Source organism: Clostridium ljungdahlii (assembly GCF_001636845.1).
Taxonomy (GTDB): domain Bacteria; phylum Bacillota; class Clostridia; order Clostridiales; family Clostridiaceae; genus Clostridium_B; species Clostridium_B ljungdahlii_A.
The window spans coordinates 102,244-126,116 of record NZ_LITT01000062.1 but is presented as its reverse complement, the minus strand read 5'-3'; the positions used below and the strand labels follow the sequence as shown (position 1 = coordinate 126,116).

At 32.0% G+C, this 23,873-nt stretch carries 24 protein-coding genes and 1 pseudogene; 1 reads left to right on the top strand and 24 read right to left on the bottom strand.

Going from position 1 to position 23,873, the window contains the following annotated elements:
- Positions 1–34 precede the first annotated feature (34 nt).
- Positions 35–2,575, bottom strand: a complete 2,541-nt coding sequence (locus tag WY13_RS17385) for a calcium-translocating P-type ATPase, PMCA-type (RefSeq protein ID WP_063556841.1) — start codon at positions 2,573–2,575, stop codon at positions 35–37.
- A gap of 615 nt (positions 2,576–3,190) precedes the next feature.
- Between WY13_RS17385 and WY13_RS17380 the strand changes: the two genes are divergently transcribed.
- Positions 3,191–4,822 carry a putative manganese-dependent inorganic diphosphatase gene (locus tag WY13_RS17380; protein ID WP_063556840.1) on the top strand — a complete coding sequence of 544 codons (1,632 nt, stop codon included), beginning with the start codon at positions 3,191–3,193 and terminating at the stop codon, positions 4,820–4,822.
- A 66-nt stretch (positions 4,823–4,888) separates the two neighbouring features.
- Here the strand turns inward: WY13_RS17380 and WY13_RS17375 are convergent, their stop codons facing one another.
- The 23 genes and pseudogenes from WY13_RS17375 to fliI all read right to left on the bottom strand — a co-directional run bounded on the left by WY13_RS17375 (position 4,889) and on the right by fliI (position 23,855).
- Complete coding sequence (locus tag WY13_RS17375; RefSeq protein WP_082848555.1) at positions 4,889–5,278, bottom strand: hypothetical protein; 390 nt, start codon at positions 5,276–5,278, stop codon at positions 4,889–4,891.
- Between the two features lie 641 nt (positions 5,279–5,919).
- The gene (locus WY13_RS17370; RefSeq protein WP_063556838.1) at positions 5,920–6,708 is read right to left on the bottom strand and encodes a flagellar basal-body rod protein FlgG; all 789 of its coding nucleotides are present in this window, start codon (positions 6,706–6,708) and stop codon (positions 5,920–5,922) included.
- 24 nt (positions 6,709–6,732) lie between these two features.
- Positions 6,733–7,500, bottom strand: a complete 768-nt coding sequence (locus WY13_RS17365) for a flagellar basal-body rod protein FlgG (protein ID WP_063556837.1) — start codon at positions 7,498–7,500, stop codon at positions 6,733–6,735.
- Positions 7,497–7,691, bottom strand: coding sequence for a hypothetical protein (locus WY13_RS17360; protein ID WP_035788091.1), 195 nt, complete (start codon positions 7,689–7,691; stop codon positions 7,497–7,499). The genes WY13_RS17365 and WY13_RS17360 overlap by 4 nt, the downstream gene beginning before the upstream one ends.
- Positions 7,692–7,693: 2 nt before the next feature.
- Positions 7,694–8,194: a hypothetical protein gene (locus tag WY13_RS17355; RefSeq protein ID WP_063556836.1), complete on the bottom strand. Its 501-nt coding sequence runs from the start codon at positions 8,192–8,194 to the stop codon at positions 7,694–7,696.
- Positions 8,195–8,221: 27 nt separating this feature from the next.
- Positions 8,222–8,947, bottom strand: coding sequence for a FliA/WhiG family RNA polymerase sigma factor (locus WY13_RS17350; protein ID WP_063556835.1), 726 nt, complete (start codon positions 8,945–8,947; stop codon positions 8,222–8,224).
- Positions 8,948–8,950: 3 nt separating this feature from the next.
- The gene (locus WY13_RS17345) at positions 8,951–9,622 is read right to left on the bottom strand and encodes a flagellar brake protein (protein ID WP_063556834.1); all 672 of its coding nucleotides are present in this window, start codon (positions 9,620–9,622) and stop codon (positions 8,951–8,953) included.
- Between the two features lie 14 nt (positions 9,623–9,636).
- Positions 9,637–10,515 (bottom strand): MinD/ParA family protein, encoded by an 879-nt coding sequence (locus tag WY13_RS17340; RefSeq protein ID WP_063556833.1) that lies wholly within the window; start codon positions 10,513–10,515, stop codon positions 9,637–9,639.
- Positions 10,509–11,702 (bottom strand): flagellar biosynthesis protein FlhF, encoded by a 1,194-nt coding sequence (flhF, locus tag WY13_RS17335; protein WP_063556832.1) that lies wholly within the window; start codon positions 11,700–11,702, stop codon positions 10,509–10,511. The genes WY13_RS17340 and flhF overlap by 7 nt, the downstream gene beginning before the upstream one ends.
- The gene (flhA, locus tag WY13_RS17330) at positions 11,702–13,717 is read right to left on the bottom strand and encodes a flagellar biosynthesis protein FlhA (protein WP_431602471.1); all 2,016 of its coding nucleotides are present in this window, start codon (positions 13,715–13,717) and stop codon (positions 11,702–11,704) included. Before flhA ends, flhF begins: the two co-directional genes overlap by 1 nt.
- Positions 13,718–13,772: 55 nt before the next feature.
- Positions 13,773–15,593 carry a fused FliR family export protein/FlhB family type III secretion system protein gene (locus WY13_RS17325; protein WP_063556830.1) on the bottom strand — a complete coding sequence of 607 codons (1,821 nt, stop codon included), beginning with the start codon at positions 15,591–15,593 and terminating at the stop codon, positions 13,773–13,775.
- A gap of 34 nt (positions 15,594–15,627) precedes the next feature.
- Entirely contained in the window at positions 15,628–15,897 is a 270-nt protein-coding gene (gene fliQ / locus WY13_RS17320) for a flagellar biosynthesis protein FliQ (RefSeq protein ID WP_063556829.1), read from the bottom strand.
- Between the two features lie 10 nt (positions 15,898–15,907).
- Complete coding sequence (gene fliP, locus WY13_RS17315) at positions 15,908–16,705, bottom strand: flagellar type III secretion system pore protein FliP (protein ID WP_063556828.1); 798 nt, start codon at positions 16,703–16,705, stop codon at positions 15,908–15,910.
- Positions 16,705–17,109: a flagellar biosynthetic protein FliO gene (locus WY13_RS17310; protein WP_063556827.1), complete on the bottom strand. Its 405-nt coding sequence runs from the start codon at positions 17,107–17,109 to the stop codon at positions 16,705–16,707. The genes fliP and WY13_RS17310 overlap by 1 nt, the downstream gene beginning before the upstream one ends.
- A gap of 159 nt (positions 17,110–17,268) precedes the next feature.
- On the bottom strand, positions 17,269–17,535 hold the full coding sequence (locus tag WY13_RS22150) for a flagellar basal body-associated FliL family protein (protein WP_278321801.1): 267 nt from the start codon (positions 17,533–17,535) through the stop codon (positions 17,269–17,271).
- A gap of 83 nt (positions 17,536–17,618) precedes the next feature.
- The gene (locus WY13_RS22145) at positions 17,619–17,792 is read right to left on the bottom strand and encodes a hypothetical protein (RefSeq protein WP_278321799.1); all 174 of its coding nucleotides are present in this window, start codon (positions 17,790–17,792) and stop codon (positions 17,619–17,621) included.
- A 35-nt stretch (positions 17,793–17,827) separates the two neighbouring features.
- Entirely contained in the window at positions 17,828–18,022 is a 195-nt protein-coding gene (locus WY13_RS17300) for a flagellar FlbD family protein (RefSeq protein ID WP_063556826.1), read from the bottom strand.
- A 285-nt stretch (positions 18,023–18,307) separates the two neighbouring features.
- Complete coding sequence (locus WY13_RS17295; protein WP_063556825.1) at positions 18,308–19,219, bottom strand: flagellar hook-basal body complex protein; 912 nt, start codon at positions 19,217–19,219, stop codon at positions 18,308–18,310.
- A gap of 87 nt (positions 19,220–19,306) precedes the next feature.
- Positions 19,307–19,711, bottom strand: coding sequence for a TIGR02530 family flagellar biosynthesis protein (locus tag WY13_RS17290; protein ID WP_063556824.1), 405 nt, complete (start codon positions 19,709–19,711; stop codon positions 19,307–19,309).
- Between the two features lie 19 nt (positions 19,712–19,730).
- On the bottom strand, positions 19,731–20,531 hold the full coding sequence (locus tag WY13_RS17285) for a flagellar hook capping FlgD N-terminal domain-containing protein (protein WP_063556823.1): 801 nt from the start codon (positions 20,529–20,531) through the stop codon (positions 19,731–19,733).
- Between the two features lie 28 nt (positions 20,532–20,559).
- A complete protein-coding gene (locus WY13_RS17280) occupies positions 20,560–22,047 on the bottom strand; it encodes a flagellar hook-length control protein FliK (RefSeq protein WP_063556822.1) in 1,488 nt (495 codons plus the stop codon).
- Between the two features lie 28 nt (positions 22,048–22,075).
- Entirely contained in the window at positions 22,076–22,513 is a 438-nt protein-coding gene (gene fliJ, locus WY13_RS17275) for a flagellar export protein FliJ (protein ID WP_063556821.1), read from the bottom strand.
- 35 nt (positions 22,514–22,548) lie between these two features.
- Positions 22,549–23,855 (bottom strand): annotated as a pseudogene (gene fliI / locus WY13_RS17270) (flagellar protein export ATPase FliI).
- Between the last annotated feature and the right edge of the window lie 18 nt (positions 23,856–23,873).

Here is a 23,873-nt window from a genome sequence, read left to right as displayed (position 1 = left end):
AAAATTAGAATTGCTTAAAAGCAATTCTAATTTTTTATTTAAAGTATAAGTAAAGGCTATTTAAAAATGCAATTATCCCAGAGAAAAACAAAACTATTGCCCACTGTGAAATTCTAAGTGCAGATGTATGAAAAATTCCACGTAAAAATGGCAAGTAAAGTATGCATAAAACCATAGTAATAGATGTAGCAACTGCAGCTAAAAGATAAACATTGGTAAATAAATTTATCTCAAACAGCGAATGATTTTCTGATCTACATTCAAATACATGTATAAGTTGTGACATTATTAGAGTACATAGTGCTATAGTTCTGGATGTTTTAAGTCCAAAGCCTAGATATAATCCTATTACAAAAGCAAGCACTGTGCACACTCCAATAAGTGCTCCCCTCACAATAATTTTTTCACTTAGTCCTCGTGCAAATATACTTTCATTTTTAGCTCTAGGCTTACCCCTCATTATATCTCCCTGGGGTGGATCAACTCCAAGAGCTATAGCAGGAAGACCATCAGTAGCTAAATTTACCATTAGTATTTGTATAGGCAAAAGTGGAGTATCTAAATAAAAAATAGAAGTAAGAAACATGGTTAAAACCTCTCCTAAATTGCAAGATAAGAGATACCTTATAAACTTTCTTATATTATCATATATAACTCTTCCTTCCTCTACAGCAGATACTATGGTAGCAAAATTATCGTCAAGTAGTATCATGGAAGAAGCCTCCTTTGTTACATCTGTACCTGCAATTCCCATGCAAATTCCTATATCCGCTTCTTTTACTGCAGGTGCATCATTTACTCCATCTCCAGTCATAGCTACAATATTGCCTTTAGCTTTAAAGGCTTTTACTATTCTAAGTTTATGTCCCGGATTAACTCTTGCAAATATGGATACATCTTGTATCTTAACTGCAAGTTGTCTATCACTCAGCTTGTCTAATTCCTCGCCAGTTATAACCTCTGATTCATGTTTACATATGTCCAGTTCTTTTCCAATAGCAAAAGCCGTGTTCTTATGATCTCCAGTTATCATAACTGGCCTTATACCTGCTAATTTACATTTTAATACTGCATCCTTTGCTTCCTTTCTAGGTGGATCTATAATTCCCGCTACACCTATAAATATTAAATTGTCCTCCAAAGACTTACCTGGCACCACTTCTTTGTCCTTGTAAGCACCTGCTATACACCTTAAGGCATCAAAAGACATTTTTTCCACTGCTTTCAAAGCCTTATTTTTATCATTTGAAGTAAAAATTCGTACTTCACTTCCATCTAATATATATTTACACCTTCTTATAACTCTCTCCGGTGCTCCTTTCACATAACCTATCTTTCTTGAACCTTCTTTCATTATAACAGACATCATTTTTCTATCAGAATCAAAAGGTATATCATAAGTTCTCCTGGCCTTTCCTAAAAAGGTGCTTAAAGTTTTAATATCTTTGAAAAAAGCTTTTATAAGTGCTACTTCCGTTGGATCCCCAATAACCGCCCCTGAAATATCTGCTTTTTTCATATCAAAATTACAATCGTTACAATATGTAAAAGCCTTTTTCATAAGGATATTCTCTGGTAAAATATCCTTTCCTATCCTGTGTACTCTTCCATTAAAATAAAGAGCCTTTACAGTCATCCTATTTTCAGTAAGAGTTCCTGTCTTATCACTGCAAATCACTGAAGTACATCCAAGTGTTTCCACTGCAGGTAATTTTCTTATTAATGCATTTCTCTTTAACATTCTAGATACTCCAAGAGCCAGTGCTACTGTTACTATAGCTGCAAGGCCTTCTGGAATAGCAGCTACGGCTAAACTAACTCCTACTAAAAACATCTCATATTTGTCTTGACCTCTCCATACTCCAGTCAATGTAACTATAATGCATATAGCAATACACATGACTACAAGCACTTTTCCAAGTGAAGCAAGCTTTTCTTTAAGAGGAGACCTTTCCTTTTCAATGTCCTGAAGCATACCTGCTATTTTTCCCATTTCCGTCTTCATTCCTGTTTCCACAACTTTTGCTCTTCCCTTACCTTTTATCACTATAGTTCCCATGTATAGTGAATTATTCTTGTCTCCACTATCTTTTTCTACTCCTACAGATTCACCAGTCAAAAGAGACTCGTCTACCATGAAATTTCCAGTAGAAAGTAAAATGCAGTCTGCCGGAACCTTATCCCCTGTTTCCAGAAGTATCACATCACCTATTACTAGTTCTCCTGAATTTATAACCTTCACTTTTCCATCCCTTATAACCTTTGAAGTAGGGGATGCCATTTCTTTCAATGCTTCTAAAGATTTTTCTGTCTTAAATTCCTGTACAAAACCTAGTATGGAATTCATAATTACAATAATTAGTATAGTTATTGCATCTGCCTTTTCCCCCATAAATCCGGATATAATTGTAGCTACTATAAGTATCCAGGTTATAAAATCATTAAACTGCGAAATAAATATCTTTATAGGAGACACCCTTTTTTTCTTTTTAAGTATATTGGCTCCATATTTTTTAAGCCTTCTCTCTGCCTCAACTTGAGTTAAACCACTTTCTAACTCCCTTTCATTAATCAATCTTATCCCTCCAAGGCATTTATTTTCTCTACGTTAATTAAATATATGCCCCTTTTGCCTTACATTATGACAGTCAATTCACAATGCACCATGCACAATTCACAATTAAGGCTGATTTTCTGTTGTCGTAGAAAATCTAAAAATTTAATGCTCATACTGCTTAGTTTTTAGATCTTTAATAACACCCTCGAAGAAAAATCTACCGAAATTATGCATTGTAAACCGTTAATTATGATAATATTTGGATATAATTAATATAAGGTTTTTAATTGAAATTTAAACTTATACGTAAAATGTAATGACAAAATTAAAAGCACCTTTAAAAACTTTTCCATAAGTCTTAGCGAAGTATTTTAGAAAATCTTAGAAGCTTAGATATGTTTGAGGTACGAGTTTAGCTAAGATTCTTAGATTTTCAAAATACCGAGTGCTAGACTTATCAAAAGTTTTTATGGTGCTGAAATTTGTCATTACATGGCCTGTATAAGTTAACTTTCATTATAACCCTATATATAGATAATTAAGTGATTTTTTGCTATAATATTATGTGTATTTATAACATTACTTTTGTAAATAGATATATTATTCATATATATACATTTAGGAGGAAAAATTATGAACGATGTTGTATACATTACAGGACATAAGAATCCAGATACAGATTCTATATGTTCTGCAATAGCTTATTCTGAATTTAAAAATAAAATAGGAGTTACAACAATTCCTATACGGTTAGGAGAGCTAAATAAAGAAACTCAATTTGTACTTGATTATTTTAAAGTTACCCCACCAAAACTAATGGAAAATGTTAAACCTCAGATTTCTGATTTAGATATTGATAATGTAAACCCTATATCTCCTGAAACCTCCATAAAAACAGCTTGGTCAATGATAAGTAAAAATAATGTTAAGACCCTACCTGTAGTAGATGGAGACGATAAATTAATAGGTGTTGCATCTCAATCCAACATAACTTCCTGTTATATGGACATATGGGATTCCAACGTAATCCAAAAAAGCGGCACTACCCTTGAAAATATACTGGATACATTATCAGCCAAGTGTGCTTATGCTTCCAATGAAAACATCAAATTTACAGGAAAAGTTATAATTGCTGCAATGCAGCCAGAAAGTATCTGCGAGTTCATAGAAGAAGGGGATATAGTTATATGTGGTGACAGGGTGGATGCACAGGATATTATACTTGATTCCAAAGCTTCACTTATGATAATAACAGGAAATCATACAGTAAATGATGATATACTGGAAAAAGCAAAAAAAGTTAATTGTTCTATTATAGTTACTCCTTATGACACTTTTACAACTGCCAGACTAATACCTCAAAGTATTCCTATAGGGTATGTAATGAAAAAAGATAATTTAGTTTGTTTCAAGACAAATGACTTAATAGAAGATGTACGAGAAGTCATGCTCCAAACCAGATACAGAAGTTATCCTGTAGTAAATTTAGAAAATAAAGTCATTGGAAGTATGTCTAGATATCATCTAATATCACAAAACAAAAAGAAAGTAATACTTGTAGATCACAATGAGAAATCCCAATCTGTTTTAGGATTGGAGGATGCAGAAATACTTGAAATATTAGACCATCACAAGGTAGGAGATATCCAAACTGGTTCACCTATATATTTTAGGAATGAGCCAGTAGGTTGTACAGCAACTATAGTTGCATCCAAATTTTTTGAAAATGGTATAAGACCATCTCAAAAAGTTGCGGGACTTTTATGTTCTGCTATAATTTCGGATACCCTTTTGTTTAAATCACCTACTTCCACAGATTTAGACAAAATGATACTTAGAAGATTAGCAGCTATAGCTGAAATAGATCCTGAAACCTTCTCTAATGATATGTTTAAAGCAGGTTCTTCTCTTGAAGGAGAAACTCCTGAAGAATTATTAAATCAAGATTTCAAAGCATTTAATATTTCAGAAGTAAAAGTAGGTGTTGGACAGATCTCAACTATGGATACCGAAGGATTTAAATCCATTAGAAAAGACATTATAAAGGTTATGGAATCAAAATGTAAAGAAGAAAATTATGGTCTTATAGTTTTTATGGTAACAGATATATTAAAAGGTGGATCTGAATTAATTGCCATAGGTGAAAAACAGAATGTAGTTTCTAAAGCCTTTAACATAACTTTAACTAATAATGGTGCTTATGTTCCTGGTATTCTATCAAGGAAAAAACAGGTTATCCCACCTCTTACTGCTGCTATGTCTTAGTACAAATAAGAGGGCTGCTGCAATAGCAATTTTTAAAATTGCTATTGCAGCAGTCCATTTTTCTTTTTAATCCTGAATATCTGATATATCTACAGTTCTAATTCTTGTACCACCATAACTGTCATCTACAGTTTCCCCTTCATCTTCCGTATCTTTTTCTTCTGGCTCTTCTTCCTTTTGTTCTGTTTCTCCTTCCAAATCTTCATATCTTTCATCGAAAGGTACATATTCCGTTTTTTCTTCAGAATCATAATATGGATATGTTGGTGCTGGTGTCTGCATATAATCTGTAGGATACATACACCTCATATATGCATTCTTCCTAGCATTTAAAAACATAGGGCACATTCTATAAAAGTCAGTGGAGTACATATTCTGAGGATAGTCCATATCCCCATCATACATATAATCTTCTTCCATATATTCATCTTGGTCCATAAAAGGACATCTATACATAACACTGATCCTCCTGAAAATATTACATCTGTACATTATATGTATGTACGTTGCATATGTTTCATAAAATTATAGAGTTTCTCAGTTGAAAGTTGACTTATACAGATCATATAATAACAAATTTCATCACTATAAAACTTTTAATAAGTCTAAAGCTTGGTATTTTGAAAACCTAAAGGGACTTAGATAAACTCGTACCTCAGACATATCTAAGTCCCTAAGGTTTTCTAAAATACCAAGCTAAGACTTATTTAAAAAAGTTTTTAAATGTGATTTCAATTTTGTTATTATATTTTATGTATAAGTTCAAGTTTCAAACTAGAATACCTCATACAGTGTTACTCTTCAAAATAAATATATATGAAGAAATACTTTATGAAGCTTTCTAACTTAAAAATCAACTTATATGCAGGCATATTTTTACAATAATAAAGCTCTTTTAAATATTTTGTATATAAGGCTTAGAAAAAATTTTTAAAAAATCTAGAACTTTTGAATTGTTTGAGGTACGAGTTTTCAAAAGTTCTCAGTATTTTTTTAAATTTTTTATCTAGCCTTATCAAAATATTTAACGAGCTGAAGGTTGTAAAAATATCCGGAGTATAAGTTGATTTTATGATTAGAAATTCTATTCAATAATTCTATCTCTTCATACTGTTTATGAGTCCCCACATTTCATCTGAAGTAGTAAGCCCTTTTGATGCAAGTTCAAAAGATCTCTGTGCCATTATCATATCTGTCATTTCTCTTCCCAAATCTACATTAGACTGCTCCAAAGAACCTTGAATCACACGTGCTTTGGTATTTATGTTCATTTGCACATTGTTTGCTGGCTGATATAAATTATCTCCTATAGATTTCATAGCATCCTGTCCTACTGCATTATATATGTTTATCTTTCCATAAAGTATGCTTTGATTACCAACATTCATGTATATTTGTCCAGTTTTTTCATCTACTTTAAAATTATCATTTTTAAATACTGTCCCTGCATTAAATAAGCTGCTTCCCTCTGCTGTAAGGTTGACTTCAAGCTTATTTCCATTACTATCCACCAAGTTACCATTCCTATCTACAGTAAAATTTCCTGCCCTTTCATAAGCTGCCGTTCCATTTCCTAGAGTTACTTTAAAATATCCATCTCCATCTATGGCCATGTCTGTTTTAAGTCCTGTTTGTTGAATTGGACCCTGAGTATTATCTCTAATCCATTCTGTAGCCTTTACCCCTGTACCATTTATTGTATTTGTTCCATTGGGATTAGTAGGGTATCCCTTTCTGTTTAAGGTTTCATACACTAGATCATTAAATTCTACATTTTCTTTTTTATATCCTACAGTATCTGAATTTGCTAAATTATTGGATATACTATTTAGTTTATCCTGCTGTGCATTCATAGCACTTACGCTATTCCATATAGCTCTAAGCATATAAAATCATTCCTTTTCTATTAATCATACTTTACCGCCTTCATTTATTAGTTTATCCAAAGTTTCATCTATTGATTGAACTGCCTTTTGGTTAGTTTCAAAAGATCTCATAGTTGTAAGCAATTGAGACATTGTATTTACTATATTTACATTAGATTTTTCAAGTGACTTCTGCCTTACTACAACATTTGCCTCTGCAGCATTTGTTCCTGTATATAGATTGTCTCCAACTTTTGTCAAAGTATTATAATCATTAAAATCCACCGTATAGAGCTTGTAACTTGGAGTTCCATCTATATTTATATTTCCGTGGTCATCTGAGGTCATGTTCCCGTTTCCCACATTCATCTCACCTAAAGCACCTGTCCTAGTATTTCTTGCCAAAACACTGTCTCCAGCATCATTTACCAGTACTCCATTTGTATTTACGTGAAAATGACCATCTCTCGTATAATACTCTTTTCCATCCTGTCCCCTAACAGCAAAAAATCCTCTTCCATCAATAGCAAAATCAGTAGACACACCTGTAGAATCTATTGATCCTTGGGTAAATCCTGTTTTAACTGAATCAATTCCACTTCCAAGACTTATAGATCCTATTATATTTCTCACATTTCTATTTCCTTCTGTTTTGTCATAATTTTGTAAAAGCATGTCATTAAAGCTTTTCACCCTAAGGTCATCCTGCTTAAATCCTACAGTATTTGCATTTGCCAGGTTATTTGTTATCACATCCTGTTTTGCCTCTTGAGTTATCATTCCAGATACTGCAGAGTAAAAACTTCTAATCATTTGCTTCCTCCTTTATCCATAACTTTCATTTCATCAGGATAATGCATTCCCATTGATCTTGCCTTATCCTCAATTTGACTTTTACTCATTTGGTATTGGATCTTAACACCGCTCATTATAAAAGTAGTTATTAAAATACCTATGCCTATACCTATAAGTATCTTTCTATCACTAAAAAAATCAAAAAACATTTTTATTTTGCATACAATTCTTTTATTAATAGAACTTCCCCCTTACCAATACCAGTTTTCTCAGATATATCACTTACAGAGATATTATCTTTCAATAATCCTCTTATTTCATCAATTTTAATATTATTTGCATACTCTTCAGCAGCCTCATCCAAATTTTCACTTTTTTCTGGTTCTTCTTCAGTATTGCCATTATTGTCTTTTATATCTTTGATTTCTTCTTCTACTGATCTTTCCTCTGAGCCTTCAAATGTCTCTTCAGACAAAATAGTTTCATGAAAATCCTGATTACCCTGCTTTTTTAAATCTTCAATTTCTTTTTGCAGTTCAAATATAGTTTCTGCAAATTCCTTTCTTATTTTGCCAATTTCCAGTTCACAGTTTCCCATTTCATTTTGCTTTACATTCAATTTGTCTTGAAAAGATTTTTCTTCTTTACGTACTGCATTAAAATTTAATACTACTAAAAGTATTCCTACTATAATCAATATGATTGGAACCATAAAATTTTCTCCTTCTTAAAAACATTTCTATACATACTTCAATTTAGCCATGTTCTTTCTCAAATGTAAAATTGCCCTGCTGTGAAGTTGACATACCCTAGACTCGGATACATCTAATATATGGCCTATTTCCTTTAAAGTCAACCTTTCATAATAATATAGGGTAATAACTAAATTATCTTTTTCATTTAAAAGGTCTAACGCTTTGGCTAAATATTCCAGCATCTCTTTTTTCTCCAGACTTTTTTCTGGACTTGGACTTTTAGTATCTTCTACAGTTCCCATAAGTGGAATGTCATCATCTTCAGAAAATATCAAATCTTCTAGAGATACTATAGATATATAGTTTATATAATTTTCAATTTCCATCATCTTTTTCAAAGGCATACCTAATTCATTTGCTATTTCTTCACTTCCTGGCTCTCTTCCTAGTTTAGTGCGAAGGGAATCCATGGCTGCATTGTATTTATTAAGCTTGTCCATGGCGCCTTTAGAAATAGGACTGTTTCTCCTAAGTTCATCTATCATAGAACCTTTTATTCTTATGGACGCATAAGTGGAAAATTTCATTCCTCTGTCTTTATCAAACTTGTTTATTGCATCAATAAGCCCTAACATTCCATAACTAACCAAATCCTCATATTCAATGTATTTGGTCTTTCCAATTATAACCCTAGAAGCAATGTATTTCACTAGAGGAAGATACTTTTTTACCAATTCTTCTTTTATATCTAATTTATTTGCCAAAGCCATATTTTAATCCTCCTTTGCTCCTTTATTTATGTGCTGTCTCATAATTTGAAATAATACCCTTATTATTCTTTCTCTACTGTTTTTGTCCATATCTATAAAAGATAATCCACAGGTCAATTTACTTTCATCCTTGTTGTTACTAATTCTCACTAGTTTTCCTTTTAAAGTTAAACTGTCATTTTCCATTGGAATCGTCACTATAATAATGTCCCCATACTTTAATTTATCTTTCATTTTTACATCTACAACTATTTTCATTCCGCCGCCACTCATGTCTACAGAACATGCTTTAAACACTTCAACTTGGTCATTTAAGTGATATAAGTCCTTTTCTAAAGGAAATATGGCACACAGCACATCCAAAATCAAAGGTACTCTTACAAAATTCCTCCTTTGGCAAATTTGAACTTTCTCAGGTTTCTTCAGTATAATCATAAGTATTCTCTCTATTTTACGCCCTACAACCACAGTACTAAATTTGTATACATTTTTTCTATCATAATATATAACATCCACTTTTTCACCCTTTGAAAGAGGCATGTACTTATGATTGTTTACGGGTATGCTTATACTTATACAATCCTCTGACACGTCCTGAATATTACTTTTATATATTTCATTGTCCACGTCTATTTCAATTCTGCTATTAACTGTAAACTCGATATTGGAATCCATCTTCTTCCTTCTCCTTATGAAAAAGTATTAAAAATCTTTTTAAATAAATCCTGTATACTACTTTTCCTGCTGTCTATTTCAGTTCCTGACAACTTACTAGCTATTAAATTTATATCCTTAGAAGCTTGGGAGTTGGGATAATTTATCAAAAATGGTACTTGGTTTCTAACAGCCTGAACAAGTTTTTTGTCTTCTAATATACAGCCTAGATACTTTATTTCCACATTTAAAAATTTGTTTACTACACCTTTAAATTTATTAAAGGTTTTCTCTCCTTCTTGAACATTAGAAGCTTTGTTTATAATTATTTGCGCAAAATCGTTTAATTTAAAATAATTTACAGCCTTTACCATGCTATATGCATCTGTAAGAGATGTAGGTTCTGGTGTAGTAATTATAATAAGCTCCTGGCAGCAAGAAATAAATCCTAATACATCCCTATTTATTCCAGCACCTGTATCTAATATTATATAATCCAAATCTTCTAGTAAAGATATCTTTTTTATAAACTCCTTTTTTTGGGATTTCGTTATATCTGCAATTTTTGAAATTCCTCTTCCACCTGGAAGTAATTTTACTCCAAAAGGTCCTTGTATGATAACCTCCTCTATATTTTTATTCTTACATATAGCATCATATACACTATATTTAGGTAAACATCCCATTAAAACATCATCATTACCCATTCCCATATCTGCATCAAATATAAGTACATTTTTTTTCATCTTCTGTAGTGCTATAGATATATTTACTACAAAATTACTCTTTCCAACTCCCCCTTTTCCAGAAGTAACAGTTATTATCCTAGGTTTTTTACTGCTAGGTACTTTTTCTTTTCTTGTCTTTTTGTCCTCTTGAGCTAATTTTCTAAGCTCTTCAGCTTGGTCTAGCATATAATATCCTCCCCAAGTACAAGTTTAGCTAATTCCTCTGTATTCATAACCTTTATATCTTCTGGTACATTTTGTCCTGTAGTAACAAAACTTATAGGTTTCTTTGCAGCTTGTAAAATATTTAATATAGATCCATAAGTAGATGTTTCGTCTAATTTAGTTATTATCACATTATTATAATTAAGCTCCTTGTATCCCTCTACTATCACATCTATATCCCTATTTTTAGTAGTACAACTTATAACCAAATGTATATTGTCCGTATTCACCTTATCTATAAATGCCCTAAGTTCTGATATCTGCATCCTATTTTTGCTGCTTCTTCCTGTAGTATCTATTAAAATCACATCACAATCTGACATATTCTCTATAGCTTTTCCCATGTCCTTTATGGTAAATACTACTTGAAATGGTATATTCATTATATCTGCATAAGTTTTAAGTTGTTCTACTGCACCTATTCTATAGGTATCTATAGTTATAAGTCCTACCTTTTTCTTTTCAATAAGAGAAAGCTTACCCGCAAGTTTAGCAATAGTAGTAGTTTTTCCAACACCTGTAGGTCCCACTAATACTACTATGTTTTCAAGTACTTTATCTTCTACTTTTATCATACTTGTAACTACTTCTTTTAACTTTTCCTCTTCATCCCTATCATCTTCTATTATATTTACTCTATTTAAAATTGTGTTCACTACTTTACTGTTGAAATCACTATTTTCAAGCTTTATCTGAAATGCACTTTTTCCTACATTGCCGTAAGAACCCTTCATCATTTCACTTAACATGCCTTTCATCTGCTGCATTTCTTTTATAATAGAGTCATTATTCTTATCCACTATATTATTTTCATAATTACACTCCGACGTATTGTAATTTTCTTTAGCATCATTATCTATAATTTTATCACCTTTTATGTCATTACATAAGGTGTTATTTTTCATTTTATCATTTACAAGTTTTTTTATTGCTGCAATACTATCTTGCATATCTTCTTCACGGCCGTTTTCCTTTTTCTTGTTGTCTACAGCTGCAGTTACCTCTAAAATTTTTCTAGAGAAAAAACCTAATATGCCAGGTTTTCTTATTTTTCTCTGACTTATTATTACGGCTTCCTTCCCAAGTTCGTACCTAATTCTCGTAATAGCTTCATTCATATTATTGACTTTGTATCTTTTAATGATCATTATATTGAAACCACTCCTTCGGTTTTTATCTCTACATCATTTGGTATTTCATTTAATGATAATACATTTACCGATGGAAATACCATTTCAATTAATCTCCTGAAAGGTGCCCTTATATTAGGTGAAACTAAAATTATAGGTTGATTTTCATAAAAATAGACTGATTCTAGTAAACTTTTAATTGAATTTAATATCTTACTCGTAGTATCTGGATCTACTGCTGGGAAAGAACCCTGCATCGACTTTTGAATATTGCTTCCTACCAAATCTTCTAGCTGTTTAGATATAGTAACTACTGTAATAACTCCATTTTCATCTATAAGTGAATTACATATACTTCTTCCTAATGCAAATCTAACATACTCTGTAAGTACTTCTATATCTTTCGTATTTCTTGAATTGTCCGCAAGAGACTCCATAATAGTTACCATATCCTTTATAGAAACTCTTTCTCTTAAAAGATTTTGCAGTACCTTTTGAAGTTCCCCTATAGTAAGAAGGTCAGGTATAAGTTCCTCCACTACAGTAGGATATTTTTCCTTCACAGAATCCACAATAAGCTTAACTTCCTGCCTTCCAAGTAATTCATAGGAATGATTTTTAATTGACTCTGTAAGATGGGTTACCATAACCGTAGTAGGATCCACTACGGTTAGTCCCTTTATTTCTGCTTCTTCTCTTTGATCTTTATTTATCCATATAGCAGGTAGTCCAAAAGATGGCTCTGTAGTGCTTATTCCTTGAATATCACTGTTTGAATTAGTAGGGTCCATACATAGAAGCATATTTGGCATAAGCTCTCCTTTTGCAATTACTGTACCTCTTATTTTTATTACATAACTATTAGTATTTAACTGCAAATTATCCCTAATTCTAATTGGTTGAACTACTATCCCCATTTCAATAGCACACTGCCTTCTCACAGAGGTTATCCTCTGAAGTAAATCTCCTCCTGAACTTTCATCTGCCAGTGGTATTAATCCATAACCTATTTCCACTTCCATAGGTTCCACAGATATTAAGTTCATTACATTTTCTGGTTCTTTATTTTCTATTTGAGTTATTTCCTGTTGTTTTATTTCCTGCTGCTGCATATTATGCTGCATTTCATCTTTGTAAAGCATATACGCGGCTATCATACAAGCTACTGCTAAAATTAAAAATGCTATATGCGGAAGACCAGGCACTATGGCTAGAAATAACAATACTGCACCTGCAATAGCTATTACTTTAGGGAATCCTGTCAACTGCTTAATAGCAAGAGTACCAAAACCTTCGGCACTTCCTGAACGGGTTACAAGTATACCTGAAGCTGTAGATATAAGCAGCGCTGGGACCTGAGATACAAGTCCATCACCTATACTAAGCTTTGTATAAGTTTGGGCAGCTTCAGAAGCCCCAAGTCCTTTAATTACTATACCTATTACAATACCTGCTATTACATTTATTACTACGATTAAAAGCGATGCCACAGCATCTCCTTTTACAAATTTAGATGCACCATCCATAGCTCCATAAAAGCTTGCTTCTTCTTGAAGTTTTTCTCTCTTATCTTTAGCACCTTTTTCATCAATTAAACCAGAGTTTAAATCTGCATCTATACTCATTTGTTTTCCTGGCATTGCATCTAAAGTAAATCTTGCAGAAACTTCAGCAACCCTGCCAGAACCATTTGTTATTACAACAAACTGTATGATAATTATAATCAAAAATATTATTATTCCTACTATATAATTGTCTCCTACTACAAAGCTTCCAAAAGCATTTATAACTTCCCCTGCATATCCATCCCTAAGTATAAGTCTTGTAGAAGATATATTTAAAGCCAATCTAAAAATTGTAGTTATTAAAAGTAAAGTAGGAAATATGGAAAATTGTAATACTTCCGTAGTAAACAAGGTTAAAAGTATAATTATTATAGACAGTGTTATATTAAATGAAATCAATACATCTAAAAGTTCTGCAGGCATTGGGATTATAATCATAAACACTACTGTAATAACTACTAATGCCATTATTATATCTAAGTTATCTTTTAGTCTAAACTTTTTTTTACTTCTTTCCAAAATATCACCTCATCTTGTAAACCAACGCAAGTATTTCCGCCACTGCCTGATACATCTCAGCTGGTATTTCCATGTCAATTTCAACTTCTTTATATATAAGCCTTGCAAGTGGCCTGTTTTCAATTATTGGCACATCATTGTCCTTTGCTATTTCTTTTATCTTAAGGGCTACAGCATCTAATCCCTTTGCTACAAGCACAGGTGCATTTTGCCCATCTTCATATTTTAAAGCTACAGCAACATGAGTAGGATTTGTAACTACTACAGTAGCCTTTGGAACTTCCTGCATCATCCTTCGCATAGCTAATTCTCTCTGTTTTTGTCTTCTCTTGCTCTTTATTTGTGGATCTCCTTCATCCTGTTTAAATTCTTCTTTGATTTCCTGCTTTGACATTCTAAGGTCCTTATTATATTGATATCTTTGAAACATATAATCAAGAATTGCAATTATAAGCATAATTAAAGTTATTCTAAAAAATATACCCACAGCTAAACTTCCTATAGCCCTTGCTACAGCCCTAGAATCCAACTGCCCTAAATTCAATATATACATATAATTATCTTTTATAAATTTGTAACCTACATATCCTACTATAGACACTATAGCAGTATCCTTCAAAAGTTCCATGACAGACCTAGCAGAAAACATTCTTTTAAATCCATTTATAGGATTTAATTTTGAAAAGTCTGGTTTTAAGGTTTCAAAAGTTATAAGCCCTCTTGTTTGAAGCATATTTGCCAGCACACCTATTGCAAGTATTGGAACCGCTATGGGTAAAAAGACTATGGCTATTCTCCATATGGTTATAAATAGTATTTTATTTACACTACTGTAATTAAGCGATGTATTTATATAGTCATTTAAAAAGGCTACCATTGTGGAACCAAGAGATGTTCCAACATATCCTCCTAAAACTGCTATAACTAAAGTTGATGCAAGCAGTGTCATAGTAAGTCCTATTTCTTTACTTCTAGCTATCTGGCCTTTTTTCCTAGAATCACTTTTCTTTTTAGGAGTAGCCTCTTCCGTCTTATCATCCTTTGCAAATATTAAAAGCACTGGTAATGCCTTATAAAAACCATCTATAGAATTAGGTATAGCTGTAAATAAATTTTCTATTAATTTAAGAAGAATTGGAAGTGCAAAACAAAATGATGCAAACCCTATCAGTATTTTAACAGGCAATCCCAATATCATTATATTTAATTGTGGAACTGTTCTTGCAATAAGCGACATTGTTAAATCTGTAAATAATAATATTAAAACTATAGGTATTCCTATTTGAATTGCTATGCTAAAATACTCTATGAAGGCTTTAAAAATTATATTAATTGAAGCTTGATTTAAAAAGAAACTTCCCAGTTTTATTACACTAAAACTTTGAATTAAGGATTTTATAAGCATATGGTGTCCATCTACTATAAAGAAGATAACCAAACTAAACCAATAAAGTAAATGTTCAATTAAAGTAGTATTACTATTTGAAGTAGGATCGAACATACTAACCATAGCAAATCCCATTTGCATATCCATAAGATTTCCCGCTATCCTCACCATAGAAAAACATAAGCTAGTTAGAAATCCAAGAGTAAGACCTGCTGCTACCTCATTCAAGCAATTCATTACAAAAAACATTGTATTATCTATACTGCTTATAGAAGAGTAATCTATACCTGGCATCAATATATATGCCATAACTACTGTTAGTCCCACTTTAACTACATTTGGAATTCCACTTGGAAAAAATATTGGAACCAATATGAAAAAAGAAAAAATTCTTATTGATACTAAAATTAAGGCGGTAAAATATAATGTATTTATCAATTTATTCCTCTCCAATTATACTTTGCAGCAATGTTCATTGTGTTATATGGGCTATATACGTAAAAATTCTCTCAGTAAAAGCTACAATCTGATGTAACATCCAGCTTCCTGTAATAAGTCCTATTACAGCTACTGCAATAAGCTTAGGGACAAAAGTAAGTGTTTGTTCCTGTATCTGAGTAGTGGCCTGAAATATACTTATTATAAGACCTACTACTACTGAAACTATAAGTATGGGAGCTCCTATTATAAGTCCCGTTTGTACTGCATCTTTTATAATACCAATTACCATGTTTTCACTCATTCAATTCACCTCATGAAAAACTTACAATTAAAGATTTTACAAGTAAGTACCATCCATCTACCATTACAAATAAAAGTAGTTTAAATGCCAGAGATATCATAGTTGGTGGAAGCATGAACATTCCCATGGCCATAAGTACACTTGACACCACCATATCTATTACCATAAATGGTATATAAATTAAGAATCCTATTTCAAAGGCAGTTTTAAGCTCACTTATCATATAGGCCGGAACTACTACATAAAGTGGGGCATTTTGTCCATCTGCAGTAACCTTGTAATTTAATTTAGCTTGGTCTATAAATAACTGTAAATCCTTTTTATATGTCTGCTTAAGCATGAAACTCCTAAGTGGTTTAGCCCCTTCATTTATTGCCTGTTCCTGAGTTATTTTGTTTTGCATATAGGGCTGAATAGCATTTGTATTTATCTTTGAATAAACAGGATACATAATAAAAATTGTCATAAATAGTGCAAGTCCAATCAAAATTGAATTTGGAGGTGACTGCTGTGTTCCCATAGCACTTCTCAAGAAACCAAATACCACTATAATTCTTACAAAACTTGTCATCATCATTATAAAAGATGGAAGCAACGTTATAATTGTCAGAATTATAAGCAGTCTTATATTTTGTACATATTGCTGCGGAGTGGAAGTACCTGCATTATCCATAGATACATTTATATTGGGTATGGGCATTGCTTGTGATGCATCTGGAGCTGCATATACATTATGTGCTTTGAAAACAAAAATGGCAAATATTAAAATTGAAATAGCCATAATAAACTTTTTATCTCTACTGTTCATCATTTATCTTCCTTTTTATCTATAAGTTTTCTTAAGGCTAACTTGCTGCTTGCCCTTTTAACTAATTGTTCCATTCCTGATCTCCTATAAAAATCTTTTAAATTCTTATATTCTGGTATGGTATTTCTATTTTTGAATTCTGAAACTTCTTCTTCATTCAATTCGTATACTATTTCAATTTTTCCTGATGTAGAAGATACAACACATACTTTTTCTCCTATTTTTACTACAAGTAGACTATTTTCTTTTGACAGTTGTTCTCTTTCCATTATTCTTATAAATTTACCCCTTTGAACATTTTTAAGCTTTTCTCCACCATATTTTGCAGAAATATATATTAAAAAAATTACAAATAAAAGAGCTATTACTGTTCTAAAAATCATCCACATAAATTGTAAATCCATTTATATTCTCCTTTAGGATAAACTTATCAATGAATCTTACTTAGTGGGATTTTGTTTCTCTCACTAAGTTTAGATGAATTATCTAGGGGCGTAGCTACTGTTATCTCCCACTTTGATAGAAGTGGGAGTGTTACAGTAGGTAGCCATCAGATAAAAGTGCTATTGAATTATAATATCTGTAAAATATACATTGTTTAGCTGTCCCTTTTCCAGCATAGGATTTATTTTCTGAATTATTTCCAACTTTATATTGTTCATATTTTTGGCACTTATATCTGCTGCTTTCTTTGTTCTTAAAATTTGAATAACTGCATCAGTTACAATTGGTTTTTTGGCAGTCAATTCAGACGTAAGTTTTTTATCATTAAATCCCAAATAAACTGCAACCTTTAAATATCTATTTCCACCTTCATCTGCCAAGTTCACTGTAACCTCATCAAGTTGAAAAGTTTGGGAAGATACAACCTGATCTAATGAATTTACAACTGTTCCAGCAGTTTGTCCATTGTTTACAACCTGCTGAGTGTTAACCTGTTGTACAGCATTTTTAGTAGTGTTTTTTTGTCTTTTATGAAATTATTATATCCAAAAAAGGCTCCTCCTGCTACCACTGCCAGTATTAATATTCCTATAGCAATAATTTTAATTTTAGATGAACCTTTTTTTTCTGCTTTTTTTTCCATAGTGTATCCCCCTTACTTAATGCACAATGATGTATTCATTGAAAATTTCCTGTGTATATTTTTCTTTTATATTTTATAACTTTTTCTACTATTTCATCATTAGATTCTTTTACTAAATATTTTTTGCCATTAGTTAAAGTTATTAAACTTTCAGGTATAGCCTCTAATTTTTCTATAGCATCTGCATTTATAATAAATTCTTTATTGTCGAGTCCAGTTAATTTTATCATAAAGATCCTCCTAAATGTACTGTTATATATTATATTATAATTCCAATTTGAGTTGATATGTACAATTTTTTCATTTAGCAGGAGTTAAAAACGTCATGTTTATTCTAAAATATAATTTTTTAGTGATAAGTGACAATATTTCACTAATTTTGTCACCTATCACCTCTCTCAACCAAATAACAAAGAACAAATAACAGATAATGATAATTTTCTTCTTAACGTCAGAAAATATTAAAATAATCATTATTTGAACTTTGATATTTGAACTTTTAAACTTTAACTATTCTATCTCTTTAAATCAATTAAATCTTGGAGTATAGTATCATCTGTAGTTATTATCTTTCCATTAGCTTGGAATGCTCTAGTAGCTACTATCATATCTGTAAATTGTTGTGCCAAATCTACATTTGACATTTCAAGGGCTCCTTGAGTAAGAGAACCATATCCTGAACTACCTGGTGACCCGTAAGTTGGAGCACCGGAGTTTGGCGAGTCTTTATACAAATTTCCTCCTTGTTTTACAAGACCACCTTCATTTTGAAAAGATGATAATGCTACGCAACCTATATCATATGAACCATTAGAAGTCTTTACATTTATAATTCCAGTTGGTCCTACCGACCAGGAAGTAACCTTTTCCTTATCAGCATCAGCAGCAGCAGGGTTTGGATCAGGTGTACCATCAGACTTATAATATTCTGCAACTGAAAGCTTTTCCGCAGGTGCTGTAGTAGCATCAGTTATATCTGCTTTGCCATCTTTAACAGCAGTCATTTTATACCCCATAACATGATATCCATCCTGTGTTAAAAGATTTCCAGCCTTATCTAGCTGAAAAGCTCCATCTCTTGTATAATAATCATTGCTGCCATCGGGACTAACTACAAAATAGTTTCCTCCTGTGGTTATCATGAAATCCAAGCTTCTATTTGTAGTCTGGGTACTTCCTGCAGTAAAATCAGTGCTTATACCTGCCATCTTAACTCCAAGTCCACTCTGTCTTCCATTTATTCCTCCAAGCCCATTGTCTACCGGAGCACTTGGATCTGAAAGAGTCTGACTCATCATATCTTCAAAATTCATACTTTGAGTTTTAAAACCTGTAGTAGATGAATTGGCTATGTTGTTTGCAACTATATTTAATTTTTGTTGGTTTACCTTAAGTCCGCTAATTCCTGAATACAATGATGGTAACATATTTTTTCCTCCAATTTTTTATTAATACATTGTTGTCCTGTTTCTTTCACTCTACAGGACGCGGCTTCCACTAGGGTCCAGCCATTTTTATACTATTACCAAGCTATCTATGTTGGTAAATACATTTTGATTTTCCTCATTTTTATCCATTGCTGTAATAACAGTCCTATTTTTTATAGATGTAATAAGTACTGCATTTTTATAAACTAGTGCAGATTCCCTGCATCCTTTGCCTTCTGCCTTGTTTATAGCAGAATTTATATTTTTCATATCACTTTCATTTAAATTTATATTTCTGCTTTTTAATCTCTCTGCTGCATGATTTGATATAGTAAAACTTGAATTCTTATCAATTTCACTGCTTAAAGTGTCCTTAAAGGATACCTGTCTTGTAGAATCACTTATGTGATTTTTTACATTGTTTTTCTTATTGCATACTGCTCCTAAATCTGGTGCAAAGTGCAACTTGCCATTAATAACTCTATAACCCATAGATACCTCACCTACTTATCTACGAATTTTCAACGTTTGAAACGTCCTTAAAATCAAAATCCTTTGTACTGCCATCTGAAAGTTTTACTTTTACTGATATTCCACCAAATTGTCTTGATACTGATTGAACAATACCACTGTAATTATTTCCACTAGAATCTTTATCATCCAAATTAACCTTTTTTCCTATGAGTGAAGTTGCATTTAACAACATATTATTACTAACAGTGAGATTAGTTGTATCTCCTAAATCAACAATATTTTCTGCATCATCTATGTTGAACTTTTCATATTGATCAACTGCATTTCCATCTTTGTCTTTTGTTTGTCCCGTAAGCACATTAAGATCTATATTATCTCCATCTTTAATAACTCCAACTACCTGTCCATTTATCTTGTTTCCATTAGCATCTGTATCACTAAAAGTCACATATTTATTCATAAGTGAGTTTGCAGTCCCCATCTTACTGGAACTATTTAAATTGGCCATCTGCTCTAAAGATGAAAATTGAGCAAGCTGACTTACATATTGGGTTGAGCTTTGTGAATCACTGCTAGTTGGGTCCTGATTTGCAAGTTCTGCAGCCAGTATTTTCAAAAACATATTTTTATCTATGTCATTATTCTTTTTAACTATTTTAGTTCCATTTGAAGTAGTTTTCGAGGTATCATCAGTATTAACAGCAGGATAATACTTCTGATCAGCAGGGATACTATTATCCGTTTTGGTATCATTTGCAGTACCTGCTGCATTAGCTGCCAACACGTGGGTAGCGTTATTATAAAAATTATAATTTCCGCTATTAACTGATACAGTCATTTTATCTTCCTCCTTACTAAATTGTCGACTAAGCCAACATATTTACATTACTGTCACTATAATAGGCATTTTCCTCTGGAGCATCTTCCTCCTGTATGCTATTTACAGCTAAATTTTTATTCTTCTTTTCATTATCTTGATTCTGATTTCCATTATTTCCATTTTTGAAGAAAGTTGTGTCTTCATGATATAAGTTCAATGAAAAGCTCTGGACTTTTATGTTATTATTATGAAGCCTATTTGACAAATCCTGCATATTTGAATTTAAAAGATTATACGCATCCTTGTTTGAAGCTGTAAGAACTGCTTTCATCTTTCCTTCTTCCATAACAAGATTTATAGTTATATCTCCCAATTCTTTAGGATTAATTTTAACAGTTAACTGCTTCACATTATTTAAATCCATATATTTGAGTGTTTTTATCATATCTGAATTAAAAGTAGCTTTATTTAAATTAAGATTTTCTACATTCTCACCATTTACAAGTATATTGTCTCCCTTGACATTATTAAATTGCGTCATAAAATTGACTGCTTTAGAAATTTTATTGTCCTTAGTATCTTCTCCATCACTTCCTAGTATTTTATTCAATATATCAGTGTTTTTGCTGTTACCACCAGTAGAATTTTCATTACTATTTGAAGAATTTTGAAGAGAACTACCTGTTGCGTCCAAATTCTTTATCATCTGCCTATTTTGACTTATAATTTGAAATAAATTGTTTCCTGCTACATTTTTTTCTAAATTCAAATTATCTGCTAGTTTAGGATTTAACTTCTGTAAAAGTTCAGCATATATCTGAGATTTTAAATCACTCATATCATTCCCATTTGAATCAACCTGTGATAACTTTGAAACAATATTATCTGCTATTTTTTGAGAAAACTCCTGAGCACCTTGTCCACTTTTATCATACTTATTTAAAATATCAACTAAAAAATTAAGTTTATCATTTAGTACATCTTTAGTGCTGCTAGATATGTCCTGATTCAATCCAAACTGCAAAGAATTTTGTTTTTTGGAAATATTTGAAATTTCAGTGTCCAATTCTTTAGTTATTGTATTTAAAAAATCATTGGATTTACTTTGAATATCCTGGTTATTTCCATATAGCAAACTCAAAAGTGAAAGTACACTGTTTTTATCTATACTTCCATCTTTAATCTTCTGTTTAATATCTGATATTTCTTCATCTGTAAATCCGGCTTTCTTTAAATAAGCTTCCATTTTAGAATCGTCATTTTGTTCATTATCTATGACATTTTTATTTTCGCTATTGGAATCTGATGATTGTATCTTTGTTACATTTTTCTCGACACTTACGTTATTACTTTTATCTATAGATTCATTAGATGCTTTATACGTAGTATCTTTAGTATCCACCTTACTGCTATTATCACTACTGCTAGATTTAACAAAAGAAGCAAAGCTATTGTTTTCACTTGAAGAACTTGATTGAACTTTTGGTGCTTGTACATTTATAGAAGACATCACATTTGATACATTTACATTCATTTATTTCACCTCCTTTCAAAATAGAAAACTATGTATTTTGAACATTTCTTATAAATCCATAAAGAGCAAACTCATCATTTGCCTTCTGCTCTATTCTATTTTCCTCTTTTATAAAGGCAGTTTCTTGTTTTTCCTTTAAAATATCCACTGTTTTTCTATCTATTTGCCTATTTTGCAGTTCATTTCTTTTCATTTCAACTACTTTTTCTTTATCCTTTAGTTCAATTTCGGTCTTATCTATACTGTAAACTAAAGAATTTAAATATTTATGAGTTATTTTTTGCTCAATAACACTTTTAAAGTTGGACATATTATTGTATTTATCATAGTTAGCTTTTAACAAATCTAGTTTTTCTTTTACTTTCAAGCTTTCTCTTTTAGCCTGCTGAAATTCTCTTTTGCCTTCTTCTTCTTTGTCTATTCTTATATCGAGCAATTTCTGAAGCCTAAATTTATATTTACCCATATATCCTCCTCTGTTCAATTCATAATTCTAGGTTATTATTGAAATATTCTTTTCAAACCTTCAACATTTTCTTTAAAGGATGAATTTTCATTCACATCCTGTCTGAGATAGGCAATTATTTTATCGTAATAAGCTACAGCCTTATCTATTTTTTCGCTGCTTCCCTTTACATAAGCTCCTATATTTATGAGGTCCTCGGAATTTTTATAAGTTGAGAGCATATCCCTTGCAAGGGAAGCATTTTTTTATGCTCACTTTCAGCTACTTCCGACATAAGCCTGCTTATACTTGCAAGTACATCTATGGCAGGATAATGATTTTTATTGGCCAAGGTACGTGATAAAACTATATGTCCATCAAGTATACCTCTTACTGCATCTGCAATAGGTTCGTTTAAATCATCTCCATCTACTAATACGGTATAAAAAGCTGTAATAGATCCTATATCTGATGTTCCTGCTCTTTCCATAAGTCTCGGAAGTTTGGCAAATACGGAAGGTGTATATCCCTTAGTTGCTGGAGGCTCCCCGATAGCAAGCCCTATTTCTCTTTGAGCCATGGCAAATCTAGTTACGGAGTCCATCATCAAAATTACTTTCTTACCCTTGTCCCTAAAATACTCTGCAATAGCTGTAGCTGTAAAAGCTCCCTTTAATCTAACCAAAGCTGGCTTATCTGAAGTAGCACATACTATGATTGATTTTTTCATTCCTTCTTCTCCAAGGTCTTTTTCTATAAAGTCCTTAACCTCTCTACCTCTTTCACCTATTAAAGCTATTACATTTACATCTGCTTCAGCATATTTTGCAATCATACCAAGAGTAGTACTCTTTCCCACACCGCTTCCTGCAAATATTCCTATTCTCTGTCCTTGACCGCAGGTTAGAAAGCCATCTATTGCCCTTACTCCCGTAGGAATAACTTCAGTAATTCTCCTTCTCTTTAAGGGATCTGGGGGCTCTGTATCAAGTGGATAAGGTACTCCACTTGATACAGCAGTACCATCTAGAGGATCGCCAAGCCCATCAAGTACCTTCCCAAAAAGCTCATCCGAACATCTCACATTTAAAGGCATCCTTTCTGGTACTACTCTACAGCCTGGTGAAATTCCAATAAGTTCCCCAAGAGGCATTAAAATTACATTGCTTTCATTAAATCCAACAACTTCACAGGAAATCTTACTATTTTCCTCATTATAAATATGACATACTTCTCCCACAAAGGCTCTAATACCCTCTACCTCTACAGTTAAGCCAATAACTTTTTTCACAATTCCTTCTTGATAATTATAAGTGGCTTCCTTTACTTTTCTATTAAGCCTATCAAAGTTTATAGCTATCATAAAATATCACCTCTAACT

What these genes read in the sequence shown, in the direction of transcription:
- WY13_RS17380 (WP_063556840.1), top strand. Translation starts at nt 3,191, where the DNA reads ATGAACGATGTTGTATACATTACAGGACATAAGAATCCAGATACAGAT.
- WY13_RS17375 (WP_082848555.1), bottom strand. Translation starts at nt 5,278, where the DNA reads ATGTATAGATGTCCTTTTATGGACCAAGATGAATATATGGAAGAAGAT.
- WY13_RS17370 (WP_063556838.1), bottom strand. Translation starts at nt 6,708, where the DNA reads ATGCTTAGAGCTATATGGAATAGCGTAAGTGCTATGAATGCACAGCAG.
- WY13_RS17365 (WP_063556837.1), bottom strand. Translation starts at nt 7,500, where the DNA reads ATGATTAGAAGTTTTTACTCTGCAGTATCTGGAATGATAACTCAAGAG.
- WY13_RS17360 (WP_035788091.1), bottom strand. Translation starts at nt 7,691, where the DNA reads ATGTTTTTTGATTTTTTTAGTGATAGAAAGATACTTATAGGTATAGGC.
- WY13_RS17355 (WP_063556836.1), bottom strand. Translation starts at nt 8,194, where the DNA reads ATGGTTCCAATCATATTGATTATAGTAGGAATACTTTTAGTAGTATTA.
- WY13_RS17350 (WP_063556835.1), bottom strand. Translation starts at nt 8,947, where the DNA reads ATGGCTTTGGCAAATAAATTAGATATAAAAGAAGAATTGGTAAAAAAG.
- WY13_RS17345 (WP_063556834.1), bottom strand. Translation starts at nt 9,622, where the DNA reads ATGGATTCCAATATCGAGTTTACAGTTAATAGCAGAATTGAAATAGAC.
- WY13_RS17340 (WP_063556833.1), bottom strand. Translation starts at nt 10,515, where the DNA reads ATGCTAGACCAAGCTGAAGAGCTTAGAAAATTAGCTCAAGAGGACAAA.
- flhF (WP_063556832.1), bottom strand. Translation starts at nt 11,702, where the DNA reads ATGATCATTAAAAGATACAAAGTCAATAATATGAATGAAGCTATTACG.
- flhA (WP_431602471.1), bottom strand. Translation starts at nt 13,717, where the DNA reads ATGGCATTAGTAGTTATTACAGTAGTGTTTATGATTATAATCCCAATG.
- fliQ (WP_063556829.1), bottom strand. Translation starts at nt 15,897, where the DNA reads ATGAGTGAAAACATGGTAATTGGTATTATAAAAGATGCAGTACAAACG.
- fliP (WP_063556828.1), bottom strand. Translation starts at nt 16,705, where the DNA reads ATGAACAGTAGAGATAAAAAGTTTATTATGGCTATTTCAATTTTAATA.
- WY13_RS17310 (WP_063556827.1), bottom strand. Translation starts at nt 17,109, where the DNA reads ATGGATTTACAATTTATGTGGATGATTTTTAGAACAGTAATAGCTCTT.
- WY13_RS22145 (WP_278321799.1), bottom strand. Translation starts at nt 17,792, where the DNA reads ATGGAAAAAAAAGCAGAAAAAAAAGGTTCATCTAAAATTAAAATTATT.
- WY13_RS17300 (WP_063556826.1), bottom strand. Translation starts at nt 18,022, where the DNA reads ATGATAAAATTAACTGGACTCGACAATAAAGAATTTATTATAAATGCA.
- WY13_RS17295 (WP_063556825.1), bottom strand. Translation starts at nt 19,219, where the DNA reads ATGTTACCATCATTGTATTCAGGAATTAGCGGACTTAAGGTAAACCAA.
- WY13_RS17290 (WP_063556824.1), bottom strand. Translation starts at nt 19,711, where the DNA reads ATGGGTTATAGAGTTATTAATGGCAAGTTGCACTTTGCACCAGATTTA.
- WY13_RS17285 (WP_063556823.1), bottom strand. Translation starts at nt 20,531, where the DNA reads ATGACTGTATCAGTTAATAGCGGAAATTATAATTTTTATAATAACGCT.
- WY13_RS17280 (WP_063556822.1), bottom strand. Translation starts at nt 22,047, where the DNA reads ATGAATGTAAATGTATCAAATGTGATGTCTTCTATAAATGTACAAGCA.
- fliJ (WP_063556821.1), bottom strand. Translation starts at nt 22,513, where the DNA reads ATGGGTAAATATAAATTTAGGCTTCAGAAATTGCTCGATATAAGAATA.